This window comes from Sinimarinibacterium flocculans (assembly GCF_003201205.1).
Lineage (GTDB): Bacteria > Pseudomonadota > Gammaproteobacteria > Nevskiales > Nevskiaceae > Solimonas > Solimonas flocculans.
In genome coordinates, this window is sequence record NZ_QICN01000008.1 from 132,131 (window position 1) to 144,581 (window position 12,451).

13 protein-coding genes are annotated in these 12,451 nt (G+C 68.0%); 4 read left to right on the forward strand and 9 right to left on the reverse strand.

Annotated features, from left to right (window positions below; translation table 11 throughout):
• Positions 1 to 5 precede the first annotated feature (5 nt).
• From C8D93_RS14440 to C8D93_RS14455, 4 genes are all read right to left on the reverse strand, one after another.
• Positions 6 to 476, reverse strand: coding sequence for a DUF6265 family protein (locus tag C8D93_RS14440; RefSeq protein ID WP_110265919.1), 471 nt, complete (start codon positions 474 to 476; stop codon positions 6 to 8).
• A 29-nt stretch (positions 477 to 505) separates the two neighbouring features.
• Positions 506 to 1,399, reverse strand: a complete 894-nt coding sequence (locus C8D93_RS14445; RefSeq protein WP_110265920.1) for a carbon-nitrogen hydrolase — start codon at positions 1,397 to 1,399, stop codon at positions 506 to 508.
• The gene (locus C8D93_RS14450; protein WP_110265921.1) at positions 1,396 to 2,427 is read right to left on the reverse strand and encodes an agmatine deiminase family protein; all 1,032 of its coding nucleotides are present in this window, start codon (positions 2,425 to 2,427) and stop codon (positions 1,396 to 1,398) included. Before C8D93_RS14450 ends, C8D93_RS14445 begins: the two co-directional genes overlap by 4 nt.
• A 70-nt stretch (positions 2,428 to 2,497) precedes the next feature.
• Positions 2,498 to 2,830 (reverse strand): phosphodiesterase, encoded by a 333-nt coding sequence (locus tag C8D93_RS14455; RefSeq protein WP_110265922.1) that lies wholly within the window; start codon positions 2,828 to 2,830, stop codon positions 2,498 to 2,500.
• Between the two features lie 120 nt (positions 2,831 to 2,950).
• Here C8D93_RS14455 and C8D93_RS14460 point away from each other — a divergent pair, with 120 nt between their 5' ends.
• The 3 genes from C8D93_RS14460 to C8D93_RS14470 are packed head-to-tail and all read left to right on the forward strand — an operon-like array spanning position 2,951 to position 7,236.
• A complete protein-coding gene (locus tag C8D93_RS14460) occupies positions 2,951 to 4,198 on the forward strand; it encodes a lipoprotein-releasing ABC transporter permease subunit (protein ID WP_110265923.1) in 1,248 nt (415 codons plus the stop codon).
• Positions 4,191 to 4,904 carry a lipoprotein-releasing ABC transporter ATP-binding protein LolD gene (lolD, locus tag C8D93_RS14465; protein ID WP_110265924.1) on the forward strand — a complete coding sequence of 238 codons (714 nt, stop codon included), beginning with the start codon at positions 4,191 to 4,193 and terminating at the stop codon, positions 4,902 to 4,904. The genes C8D93_RS14460 and lolD overlap by 8 nt, the downstream gene beginning before the upstream one ends.
• Positions 4,905 to 4,947: 43 nt before the next feature.
• Positions 4,948 to 7,236, forward strand: coding sequence for a DNA internalization-related competence protein ComEC/Rec2 (locus tag C8D93_RS14470; protein WP_110265925.1), 2,289 nt, complete (start codon positions 4,948 to 4,950; stop codon positions 7,234 to 7,236).
• Positions 7,237 to 7,673: 437 nt separating this feature from the next.
• On the opposite strand, the gene C8D93_RS14475 is transcribed toward C8D93_RS14470, so the two are convergent.
• From C8D93_RS14475 to C8D93_RS14495, 5 genes are all read right to left on the reverse strand, one after another.
• Positions 7,674 to 8,057 (reverse strand): helix-turn-helix domain-containing protein, encoded by a 384-nt coding sequence (locus C8D93_RS14475; protein ID WP_110265926.1) that lies wholly within the window; start codon positions 8,055 to 8,057, stop codon positions 7,674 to 7,676.
• Between the two features lie 10 nt (positions 8,058 to 8,067).
• The gene (locus tag C8D93_RS14480) at positions 8,068 to 8,370 is read right to left on the reverse strand and encodes a type II toxin-antitoxin system HigB family toxin (RefSeq protein WP_110265927.1); all 303 of its coding nucleotides are present in this window, start codon (positions 8,368 to 8,370) and stop codon (positions 8,068 to 8,070) included.
• 48 nt (positions 8,371 to 8,418) lie between these two features.
• Positions 8,419 to 8,703, reverse strand: coding sequence for a CRISPR-associated endonuclease Cas1 (locus C8D93_RS20460; protein ID WP_146216621.1), 285 nt, complete (start codon positions 8,701 to 8,703; stop codon positions 8,419 to 8,421).
• Between the two features lie 148 nt (positions 8,704 to 8,851).
• On the reverse strand, positions 8,852 to 9,352 hold the full coding sequence (gene hisI / locus C8D93_RS14485; RefSeq protein ID WP_110265928.1) for a phosphoribosyl-AMP cyclohydrolase: 501 nt from the start codon (positions 9,350 to 9,352) through the stop codon (positions 8,852 to 8,854).
• A 691-nt stretch (positions 9,353 to 10,043) separates the two neighbouring features.
• Positions 10,044 to 10,886, reverse strand: coding sequence for a 6-carboxytetrahydropterin synthase (locus C8D93_RS14495; protein WP_110265929.1), 843 nt, complete (start codon positions 10,884 to 10,886; stop codon positions 10,044 to 10,046).
• A gap of 121 nt (positions 10,887 to 11,007) precedes the next feature.
• Between C8D93_RS14495 and gltX the strand changes: the two genes are divergently transcribed.
• Positions 11,008 to 12,426: a glutamate--tRNA ligase gene (gene gltX / locus C8D93_RS14500; protein WP_110265930.1), complete on the forward strand. Its 1,419-nt coding sequence runs from the start codon at positions 11,008 to 11,010 to the stop codon at positions 12,424 to 12,426.
• Positions 12,427 to 12,451: the final 25 nt, after the last annotated feature.

Genomic DNA, 12,451 nt, shown 5'->3' on the forward strand with positions numbered 1-12,451 from the left:
GGGGCTCAGGGACAGGACGTGCGTTTCAGGGGGAAGTTGATGCCCATCGGCTGGCCGTTCGATCGGCCTTCGATGCGCGCGTCGACGCCGTCGGGCGGCGCCAGGGTGTAGGTCACGCGATTCGGAAAGTCGTTGTCCGGATTCTCGAACACGACGCTGTCGTCGGTGAACGAGACGCTGTTGAAGCGCGTGGCGTTCTCGCCCTGCGGCAGGGCGATGAAGTCGAAGCCGCCACCGCCGCTGGTGACGATGCGCATGTACTCGAACTCGCGGGTGAAGCCGTCGACGATGCGCCGCGACACACCCAGCATGCTGTTGCCGGTCGGCGGGGTCCAGATTTCCTCGTAGCGGCCGTCGGGCGTGTCGAACGCCCAGCAGCCGGCGAGCCAGCGGAACTGGTCGACGCGGGCGCCCTGCGCCAGCGCGATCGATGGCAGCAGGCCGGCGGCCAGCAGGCCAATGGCGATCCTGTGCATGTGCAGTCCCTCCTGGACGTGGCGTGTCTTCAGTCGCGGAAGCGACGGGTCAGGTCGCCGTAGGCGTCGATCCGCCGGTCGCGGAGGAACGGCCACCAGCGGCGCACGTTTTCGCTGCGTTCGAGATCGACGTCGACGACGACGACCTCGGCCTCTTCGCCCGCGGCGACGACGATCTCGCCCTGCGGCCCGGCGACGAAACTGTGTCCCCAGAACTGCGAGCCCGGCCACTGGCCGGTCGGATCCGACTCGAAGCCAACGCGGTTGGCCACCAGCACCGGCAGGCCGTTGGCGACCGCATGGGCGCGCTGGATTGTGACCCAGGCGTCGCGCTGGCGCCCCCTCTCTTCAGGGGGGTCTGCCGGATTCCAGCCGATCGCTGTCGGGTAGAGCAGCAGATCGGCGCCGGCCAGCGCCATCAGGCGGGCGGCTTCCGGATACCACTGGTCCCAGCAGACGAGCAGGCCGAGCTTGCCGACGCTGGTGGCGATCGGCGTGAAGCCGCGACCCTCGGCGTCGCCCGGCGTGAAGTAGAACTTCTCGTAGTAGCCCGGATCGTCCGGGATGTGCATCTTGCGGTAGATGCCGGCCAGCGTGCCGTCGGACTCCATCACGACTGCCGTGTTGTGGTAGAGCCCGGTCGCGCGCTTCTCGAACAGCGAGCCGACGATGACGACGTTCAGCTCCTTGGCAAGCGCGCCGAGCCATTGCGTCGACGGTCCCGGGATCGGCTCGGCGAGATCGAACAGGTCGGTCGATTCGTGCTGGCAGAAGTAGACGCTGCGATGCAGTTCCTGCAGCAGCACGAGCCGGGCGCCACGCGCGGCGGCGTCGCGGATGCCGGCCTCCGAGGCGCGCTGGTTGGCGTCGAGGTCGGTTCCGCAGCTCTGTTGCACGAGGCCGACGCGAAGGGGCTGGGTCATTGCGGTGCGCTCGGTATCTGCATGGTCACGCAGTGCAGGCTGCCATACTGGGCAATGAGGGGACGGCAATCAATGCCGACGATCTCGCGTTCGGGAAAGCAGGTGCGCAGGCGCTCGAGCGCGATCGCGTCGTGATCGGTGTTGCCGTAGGTCGGCACCAGCACCGCGCCGTTGAGAATCAGGAAGTTCGGATAGCCTGCCGGCAGCCGCCGGCCGTCGTCGTCGAAGATCGCGCGCGGCAGCGGCAGCGGCACCAAGCGGTACGGCGCGCCGTCTGCGGTGCGCAGGGCCTGCAGCTCGGCTTCCATCGCCTTGAGGTCGTCGTAGTGCGCGTCGCCGCGATCGTCGCAGGCCTGGTAGGCGATCGTGCGCGCATCGCAGAAGCGGGCGATGGTGTCGATGTGGCCGTCGGTGTCGTCGCCGATCAGGTCGCCGTGGTGCAGCCACAGCACGCGTTGCAGGCCGAACCACGACTTCAGCTTCGCCTCGATCTGCGCCTTGTCGAACTGCGGATTGCGCGTCGGTGCGAGCAGGCAGCGCTCGGTGGTCAGCAGCGTGCCGAGTCCGTCGGACTCGATGCCGCCGCCCTCGAGCACGAAGTCCAGCGATTCCACCGGCGCCGTCCAGACCTGCTGTGCGTCGAGCTCGCGTGTGACGCGGTTGTCCAGCGTCGCGTCGAACTTGCCGCCCCAGCCGTTGAACACGAAATCCAGATGCACCGGGCGGCCGTCGCGGAACACCGTGATCGGCCCGTGGTCGCGGGCCCAGACGTCGTTCGCCGCCACGGCGTGCAGCCGCAGGTTGGCTGCCGGCGCGCCTGCGGCGACCAGACGCCGGCGCAGGGCCTCGATGTCGGGGCCGCAGGCGACAATCAGGGGCTGGCGCCCGGCGACTGCCACCGCGATGTCGACGAAGGTCCGCTCGACCGCGTCGAAGGCCTGAGCGAAATCGCCGTCGGGGCGCGGCCACGTCAGCTGCACCGCGGCCTGCGGCGCCCATTCGGCGGGAAAGACGGTGTGGTCACTCATGCGGGGGCTCCGGGCGGCGCGCACATCAAAAGGGCCGCACGAGGCGGCCCGGGGGCGGACGGCGCGGAGTTTAGGGAGCCGCCCGCAGCGCGTCCACGTTGTGCACGGGGGCCGGCGCATCCTTGACGACGACGTCGACAACCGTGTTGTTCTCGTAGAACACCGACCAGCCGTCGTAGTCCCAGCGCGTGATCGGCGGCTGCTGCGGACTGCCGCCGCCGACCGGCGCGTGGCGGCGCAGCGGTTCGCCGTAGCGCCGCGCCACGGCAGCCTGGCTCATGCCGCGCGACGGCACGTCGAGGGTTGCCGCAGGGTCACCGGCCGGCAACTCCAGGATTTCGGCCCGTATCGTCGGTACCGTCAGCAGGGACGCAATCAGCAGCGAGCGAAAAACCTTGCGCATGACAGGACTTGGGCTGAGGCGTTGGCGCCGACTATAGCACCGGCGCCGTCGCCGCAGCACCGCGGGGCGGCCTTCGCGGAGCCGGCGCCGGGGTCTGGCGCTGTGGTCTAATGCGCGCGCATGCGCCATCCCTACGAACTCTACGCCGGCCTGCGCTACACGCGCGCGAAGCGGCGCAATCACTTCATCTCGTTCATCTCCCTGGCCTCGATGCTCGGCATCGCGATCGGCGTGACCGCGCTGATCACGGTCCTGTCGGTGATGAACGGCTTCGAACGCGAGCTGCGCACGCGCATCCTCGGCATGGCCTCGCACGCGACGATTTCCGGCTTCGACGGCGGCCTCGCGGACTGGCAGGGCGTGTCGGCGATCGCGGCGCGCAATCCTGACATCGCCGGTCTGGCGCCGTACATCGAGGGCGAGGGCATGGTCCGCGTCGGGCAGGAGCTGTCGGGCACGCTGCTGCGCGGTGTGCTGCCGGACCAGGAGAACGCGGTGTCCGACATCGGCCGTCACGTGGTGGCCGGGTCGCTGGAGTCGCTCGAGGCCGGGCGCTTCAACATCGTTCTCGGGTTCGAGCTGGCCACCGCGCTGGGCGCCACCGTCGGCGACAAGGTCGACCTGATGATTCCGCAGGCCAGCGTCACCCCCGCCGGGGTGATGCCGCGTTTCCGCCGCTTCACCGTCAGCGGCGTGTTCCGCGTCGGCATGTACGAGTTCGATCGCGGGCTCGTGGTCGTGCATCTGGCGGATGCGCAGGCCCTGCTGCGGATGGACGACACCGTCACCGGCGTACGCCTCAAGCTGAACGACATGTTCGAGGCGCCGCGGGTGGCGCGCGAACTCGCGGGCGAGCTGCCCGGCATGTTCTATGTCAACGACTGGACCCGCAGCCACTCCAACTTCTTCCGTGCGGTGCGTACCGAGAAGATGGTGATGTTCATCATCCTGTCGCTGATCGTCGGCGTGGCCGCGTTCAACATCGTCTCGACCCTGGTCATGGTCGTGCAGGACAAGCAGGCGGACATCGCGATCATGCGCACGCTCGGCGCGACGCCGCGCTCGGTCATGGCGATCTTCATGGTGCAGGGGGCGATCATCGGCATCGTCGGCACCCTGCTCGGCGTCGCCGGCGGCGTCGCGCTGGCACTGAATGTCGAGAGCCTGGTGCCGCTGCTCGAGCGGCTGATGGGCCAGCAGTTCCTTTCGCCCGACGTCTACTACATCAGCGATCTGCCGTCGGAACTCAAGTCGACCGACGTCGTGCGCATTGCCGGCCTGTCGCTCGCCCTGGGGCTGCTGTCGACGCTGTATCCGGCCTGGCGCGCCTCGCGCGTGCAACCCGCGGAGGCGCTGCGCTATGAGTGAGGCGCCGAGCAGCGTGGAGCGGTCCGCGACCGAAACGATTCTCAAGGCCGAGGGCCTGTCCAAGACCTTCGACGACGGCCGCCTGCGGCTGGCGGTGCTGCACGGTATCGACTTCGAGGTGCGGCGCGGCGAGCGCATCGCCATCGTCGGTGCCAGCGGCACCGGCAAGTCGACGCTGCTGCACTGCCTCGGCGGACTCGATGCGCCGAGCGCCGGAGAGGTCTGGGTGTGCGGCGAGCGCATGTCGGCACTGTCGGATGCCGCGCGCGGCCGGCTGCGCAATCGCGCGCTGGGCTTCGTCTACCAGTTCCACCACCTGCTGCCGGAGTTCAGCGCCCTGGAGAACGTGGCGTTGCCGATGCTGATCCGGCGCCTGCCGGCCGGCGAGGCCTACGCACAGGCGCAGCGACTGCTGGAGCGCGTCGGCCTGGGCGAGCGTGTGGCGCACAAGCCGGGCGAACTGTCCGGCGGCGAGCGCCAGCGCGCCGCGGTGGCGCGCGCGCTGGTGACGCAACCCGCCTGCGTGCTGGCCGACGAGCCGACCGGCAACCTCGATCGCAAGACTGCCGAGCGCGTGTTCGACCTGATGCTCGAACTGAACCGCGAGTTCGGCACCAGTCTGGTGGTGGTGACGCACGATCTGGCGCTCGCCGGACGCATGGATCGCGTGCTGACGCTGGATGGCGGGACGCTGAAGGCGGCATAGTCCCCGCTCAGGCCGCCGCAAGACGGCCGGGGAGGGACGCGATGTGGATGCCGTCGCCGCGGGGCCGCTGAGGCCGCGGCCGCCGACCGATCTGCGTACGCTGGCGCTGGCCTATGGCGCGGGCGTCGCCGCTCCGTTCCTGTTGCCCGTCCTTCCTGGCCTCGGTGCCTGTCTAGCCCTCGCCCTGCCGGCCGTGCTGCCGTGGCGCGGGCGGGTTCTGTGGTCCGCCGTCGCGCTGGGGGTGTTGCTCACTTGCTGGCATGGGCAGCGTGCGCTGGATCAGCGCCTGCCGCCACAGCGGCATGGCCAGACCCTGTGGGTCGAGGGCATCGTTGCCTCGCTACCCGAGCGCGCGGTGCAGCCGCAGGGCAGGCCGACCTGGCGGTTTCGCTTCGATACCCGACAGGCCGGGCTGCCGCCGCGACTGCGCGTCTCGTGGTATCGCAGTGACACGGCGGTGGTCGCAGGCCAGTGCTGGCGCCTGCAACTGCGTCTGCGCACGCCGCGCGGTTCGTTCAATCCGGGTGGCTTCGACTACGAGGCCTGGCTGCTGCGCGAGCGCATCGGAGCGACTGCGAGCGTGCGCGACGCGGAGCTCTGCGAGGATTCCGGCGGCTACCGCCTCCTGCGCTGGCGCCGCGACATCGTCGCCGCGATCGGCGCGGTTCTGGGCGAACGCCCGGCCGCGTCCCTGCTGGCGGCGCTGTCGGTCGGCGACACCTCGGCCATGACCGATCTGGACTGGGAGCGCTTCCGCGTCACCGGCACGACGCATCTGATCGCGATCTCCGGCTTCAATCTCGCGATCGTCACCGGTTTCGCGTTCTTCCTGATGCGCTGGTCGTGGTCGCTGTTCCCATGGCTGTGCCTGCGCGTGCCGGCCCAGCGCGCCGGACTCTACGGGTCGGGCGCGGTCGCGATCGTCTACGCGCTGCTCGCCGGCTTCGAGCCACCGGTGACACGTGCGCTGATCATGCTGCTGGTGCTGATCCTCGCCGCGACCAGGGACCGCCTGCAGCAGCCGTCGCGCGCGCTGCTGTACGCCTTCGCGCTGATCGTCACCCTCGACCCCTTCGCCGTGCTCAGTCCGGGACTGTGGCTGTCGTTCGGCGCGGTGGCCGCGATCCTCTACGTGAGCCTCGGTCGTCATCGCCGTGCGCCCGCCTGGCGCCTGGCCATCCACGTGCAGCTCTTCCTGAGTCTGGTGCTGGTTCCGATGACGATGGGGTTCTTCGCCGGCTTCGCCTGGCTCGCCCCCGTGGCGAACCTGATCGCGGTGCCGGTCTTCGGCGTGCTGACGCCGATGCTCATGTCCTCGCTGCTGCTGTACGGGTTGTGGGAGCCGCTCGGCCGGGTCTGCCTGCGTGCCTCGGGCTGGCTGCTCGACGGCGTCCATGCGGCACTGGCCTGGGCCGCGGATACGGTTCCGTCGGCATGGTGGCCGGCGAGTCCGCAGCCCGCGGCGCTGGCGCTGGGCGCGATCGGCGCCGTGCTGCTGTTCGCGCCGCGCGGTTTGCCGCTGCGGCCGCTGGCGCTGGTCGGCCTCGCGGCGCTGGTTGTGCCGCGGACACCGTCGGTAACGGGTCTCGAGGTCACCGCGCTGGATGTCGGGCAGGGCACGGCGGTCGTCGTGCGCACGCCGCATCACGCGCTGCTGTTCGATGCCGGACCGGCCTTCGACGAAGGCTTCGACGCCGGGCGTTCGGTGGTCGTGCCGTATCTGCTGGCGCAGGACATCCGCCGCATCGACGCGCTGGTGCTGTCGCACGGCGACAACGACCACGCGGGCGGCGTCGATGCGGTGCGCGGGCTGCTGGCAGTGGATCGCGTCATCGGTACGGCGGACGGCGAGCCCTGCATCGACGGCCTGTCATGGCAGTGGGACGGTGTCGTGTTCCGCTTCCTGCATCCAGACGACGGCGCGTGGTCGCCGAACAACCGGTCCTGCGTGTTGCACATCGACGGCGATTTCGACGTGCTGCTGCCCGGCGACATCGAGCGCGGCGCCGAGGCGCGGCTGCTGCGGGCGCATCGAGCGGCGCTGTCCGCGGATTTGCTGCTCTCGCCGCATCACGGCAGCGGGACCTCATCGACGGCGGCCTTCATCGACGCCGTGTCGCCGCAGGTCGTCGTGCACCCGGCGGGCTGGCGCAGCCGCTACGGGCATCCGCGTGGCGATGTCGTCGGGCGCTACGCGGAGGTCGGGGTGCGCCAGCACGTCACGGGCGTGGAAGGTGCGGTGCGCATTGTCCGCGACCCGGACGGCACATTGCGGGTCGAAGGCTGGCGCAGCAGGGCGGCGCGCTGGTGGAACGCACCGGCGGAGCCGTAGGAGACGCCGCGACGGCGAGCGCCTCTTCCGTCCTCTACCGTTGGAAAGCCTGATACGGTCCGGTCGCCCGCAACTCTCTGACTTGCGTGCGTTCTTTTTAGATAAGCAGTAGCTGTTCGAGAGCGCCGTGCCGGATTTTGCTGCGTCTCGGGCGGATGAATTCGCGCGTCGTGCCGTACTGCTTATCGGTACTGAAGAAGAAGGCGACATGCGCGTCTTCCGGTACGTTCGGCCGGAGTCGCTCGACTTGCGCTTGCGCGGCCGCCGGTGTCGGGAAGAGCTTGAAGTAGACCAGAATTGATGTTGGGTGAAGTTCTCTCGCAAAAGGGTACGCCGGAATACCGTGTAGTCGTGTCGCTCTGTCCTTTGAGCCTACAGGGCAATCGAAACTGGCCACACGACACGCCAGCTGTTGACGGCCACGTTTGCCATGGCGTCTAAGCCGTTTCTCGACGCGGCTTGCGGACGCTCTGCTTCAGCAGGCTTTCTGCGGGAATCCCGAACTTGGTGTGCAGGCCCTCGATCATGCGCAAGGTCAAGGGCCGCTTGCGGCTCAAAATTTCGTAAACGCGGTTCCTTCGCCCGATGACCGGCTCAAGGTCCTTCACCGAGAGGCCCTGCTGCTCCATGCGAAATTCAATTGCGTCCACCGCGTCTGGCAGGTCCATCGGAAAATGGATGCGCTCGTAGGTCTCCACCAGCGTCACCAGGACGTCCAGCCGGTCACCCTCGTCTGTGCCAGGAATGGCCGACATCAGGGACTCGACTTCTTTGAGCGCTGCGCGGTAGTCCTTGCGGGTCTTGATAGGCTTGATGTTCATATCGGGTACCTCAGATCGTCTGAACGTCGATGGCATCGTACTGCGCGTGTGTGCCGATAAAACGGATGTACACGACGCGGTAGTGATAGTTGATCCAGACCACGATGCGGTACTTGTTGCCGCCGATGTTGAAGACCACCCGGCCGCCGCGCAGCACGCTGGCGTTGCCGAATTGGCGCTTCACATCGGCTGGCGACGACCAGTCCGCCTGCACGACGTCCCGATACCAGGCGAGCGTCGGCCTCTCAGCGTCCCTGCAGTTCGGGTACCGGGTCCAGAATTGCTTGAGTGTCGACAGGGCGATGACCCGCATGGCCCAGTATAGTCCCGAAATGGGACTAAAGTCACGTCGGGAGTGCTGTCAGGGCAGGGCCGGTCCCCCGGCACCGGACTCCAGAACGCGGACGTAGCTAGCGATGGTTTCGCGCAATGCCGCCGGCAGGTGGAACTCCAGATTTCCAAGCATCACTGTCCGCTTGATCAGGCCCAATACTCTCAGACGTGCTTGCGGGTTGAACTCCGTCATTTCGCCACGCCCTTCAAACACGATGCGTTTGACGAGATGGCGGTAGGGTTCTATCAGGTTGCAAAGGCTCCCGGGACACCAGGCGGCTGTGCCCGCATCGATTTCCAGTCGATAGTCCATTGCGCCCCGGATTCTTCTTGGGCGGTAAAAACCGTATCAGGTTTTCCGACGGTGGGGACTATCGGCACAAAGCTTTAGGGACCTCGGTCCCGTTGCTATCGATATAAACAGCCTCTTCGGAGGCCGTCTAAGCTTTCGCAGGGAGGGCTCAGAGCTTCGTCGGATTCGGCGCGTCGCCGTAGACTTCCTTCGGATCGAAGGTCTTCTCGCTTTCGCGGTAGATCAGCTCGCGCTCCGCCGGGCCGTCGCCGGTCGGTACCGAGCGGTAGAAGCAGGAGCGGAAACCAACGTGGCAGCTGGCATCGCCGACGACTTCGACCTGCAGCCACACCGCGTCCTGATCGTCGTCGATGCGCAGGTCGACGACCTTCTGCACCAAGCCGGAGGTGGCGCCCTTGTGCCACAGCACCTCGCGCGAGCGTGACCAGTAGTGCGCCTCGCCGGTGGCGATCGTGCGCTTGAGGGCCTCGGCGTTCATGTAGCCGAGCATCAGCACTTCGCCGGTCTTCGCTGCGGTGGTGACGCAGGGCAGCAGACCGTGTTCGTCGAACTTCGGCGCCAGCTCGTGCCCTTCCTCGACCTGCTCGATGCTGATGCGGGAGAAGAACCGGATTTCCGGGGTGGTGCCGGGGGGAGTATTGCTGGCCATTGTGCTGCTACCGCGGGAGCGGCCCGAAAAAAGGGGCGCTTTTATACCACAGCCGCCCGGTCAGGCCCCCGGGTACTGCGGCCCGTTCGTCAGCGTTCTCGCCGTTCGCGCAGCAGGCGAGGGCGGGCAGCCGATTGGGGTCTGTCGGCCGTGCGCGAACGCTCGTGGCTCACCGGGGGCGCAGCCGCACGGGCAGGCGCCTGCTGCGGGAGCGACGCCTGGGGCGCTTTGATCAGCGGTTTGGCCGGCGCGCGCACCGTTACGGGCGGCTTTGCGGGGGCGGGAGCGATCACCCGGCCCGGCGCCGGTTCGCTGTGTCCCAGCCGGATCAGGCGCGGGGGCTTGGGCGCGTAGACCGGTTCGTCGTCCGGGGGCGGCCTCGGGCGCGGGGGTGGTTTGGCCGGCGGCGGCGGATGAGCCGGGGGTGGCGGATAGCCGCCGTAATAGCTGTTGCCGTAGTAGGGACGCGAGCACCCGTACCACACGTCATGACAATACCGGTAGCCGTTGCGGTAGAACCACGGATCCTGGACGTAATACACGCTGCTTCGCGCCGGCGTGTAGTAGGGGCTGGTCACGCATCCGGAGAGTCCGGCCGCGCAAACGGTCAGGAGCAGACGCAGCAAGGCGGAATGCCGGTACATGGGGACGAGGCTACGCGCCTCCACTGAACCCGGTCTGAATGCCGTGCTCAGGCCCTGGCGGTGGCGACGGCGCCCTTCATCACGCCTTCGTAGGCGCGTACCTGGATCTCGCGCCCGGGATGCTGCGGTGCGAGTCCGCGGGCCAGATGCCCGGCGATGCACTCGACCGTGCTGTCGTCGTCGAGCAGGTCGACGTGCGTTTCCGGCATCGCCAGTTGATAGTGACCTTCCCGCGAGGTGTACGCGAAGCGTACCCGGCCGCTGCCGTGCGCGACGATGTCGGCGCGGGTGCCGAGATAGATGTCGAGCCAGCGCGACGCGACCCCGTGCTCCAGTGCGGTATCGCGTCGACCGTCCACCCGGATCTCGATCCGGGAGCGGTGACCGTGCGCGATGCGCTGGCAGGCGCCGTCGTGCTTCTTGAGGCCGTGCACGTAGTGGTAATAGGCGCCGTCGATGCGCTCGCTGCGCAAGCCGAGGCGCACGCCGCCGACGCTCGACGGCAGGACCGCCCGCAGCCGGGGCAGCAGATCTGTCGCCACGGCCTCGGGCGTGATCTCGTCGGTGTCGATGCGCAACACCGCGGCACCCGGTGAGCGGTGCTCGATGGCGCCGATGTCCGACCGGAACAGCAGGTGCGCGGCGTCGCCGTCCTCGATCCACTGCGCCTCGGGCGCCCGTCCCGGCACCAGCAGGCGGTGATCGGCATGCGTATCGACGGCGCGCTTGAGACGGCGCTTGACCTCGCCGAAGTCCAGCACCATCGACTGCTCGTCGAGCGCACCTTCGAGTTCGACATCGACGATCCAGCTCTCGCCGACGAGGCCGCGCGCCACGTCGAGGTAGGCGCAGTCGATGACGGTGAGTTGCTCGACGAACAGGGTGGTCATGGCGACGGCAGTGGGGGGTAATGCCCAATGAACTCAGGGGCATAGTTTAGGGGGCATCGTCTAGAATGGCGGACTTTCATGCGCGCCCGTCGGTGCGCGCCGTTCACGTGCCGCCTTGACCATGACCGTTGTCACCCGCTTCGCCCCCAGCCCGACCGGCTTCCTGCACATCGGCGGCGCCCGTACGGCGCTGTTCTCGTACCTGTACGCCAAGCGCTTTGGCGGCAAATTCCTGCTGCGCATCGAGGACACGGACCGCGAGCGCTCGACCCAGGAGGCGGTCGACGCGATCTTCGAGGGCATGGCCTGGCTCGGGCTGAAGTCCGATTTCGACGAGATCTACCAGACCCGGCGCTTCGACCGGTACAAGGAGGTCGTGCAGCAGATGCTGGCTGCCGGTACCGCCTACCACTGCTATGCGAGCAAGGAAGAGCTCGAGCAGTTGCGCGCCGAGCAGATGGCACGCAAGGAAAAGCCGCGCTACGACGGCCGCTGGCGCCCCGAGCCCGGCAAGACCCTGCCGACGCCGCCGGCCGGCGTGCAGCCGGTGGTGCGCTTCCGCAATCCGGCCGACGGCCAGGTGGTCGTCAGGGATCTGGTCAAGGGCGAGATCGTCTTCGACAACCGCGAACTCGACGACCTGATCATCGCCCGCGCCGACGGCACGCCCACCTACAACTTCTGCGTCGTCGTCGACGACTGGGACATGGGCATCACCCACGTCATCCGCGGCGACGATCACGTCAACAACACGCCGCGCCAGATCAACATCCTGCAGGCACTCGGTGCGACGCCGCCGGCCTATGCCCACGTGTCGATGATCCTCGGAAGCGACGGCGCCAAGCTGTCGAAGCGTCACGGCGCGCTCGGCGTCATGGAGTACCGCGCGATGGGCTTCATGCCCGAGGCGATGCTCAACTACCTGGTGCGTCTCGGCTGGTCGCACGGCGACCAGGAGCTGTTCACGCACGAGGAGATGATCGCCAAGTTCGACTTCGACCACGTGTCGGCGAGCCCGTCGCGCTTCGACATGGAAAAGGCGTACTGGGTCAACCACCAGTACCTCAAGACCGCCGACCTGGGGTTGATTGCCGGGGAGTTCGACTGGCACCTGCGGCGCCTGAACCTGGATCCGGCAAACGGTCCCGATCTGAAGGCTGTGATCGAACAGCAGCGCGAGCGCTGCCGCACGCTGCTGGAGATGGCGGAGAAATCGAAGTTCTTCTTCGCCGATCTCGACGGCTACAACGAGAAGGACGCGGCCAAGCACCTGACCGCGGAGTCGGCGACGCTGCTCGAAGCGCTCGACCACGCGCTCGCCGCGTTGCCCGACTGGGACGTTCCGGCGCTGCACGCAGCGGTCAACGGCTTTGCCGAGACACGCGGGCTGGGCCTGGGCAAGGTCGCGCAGCCGATTCGCGTCGCCTGCTGCGGTATGGCGGTGTCGCCGCCGATCGACCAGACGCTGTTCCTGCTCGGGCGCGAACGAACGCTCGCGCGGCTGAAGGCCGCCGTCAGCTTCGCACGCAGCAAAACCTGAAACCGGACAGCAGTGAAATCAGAAC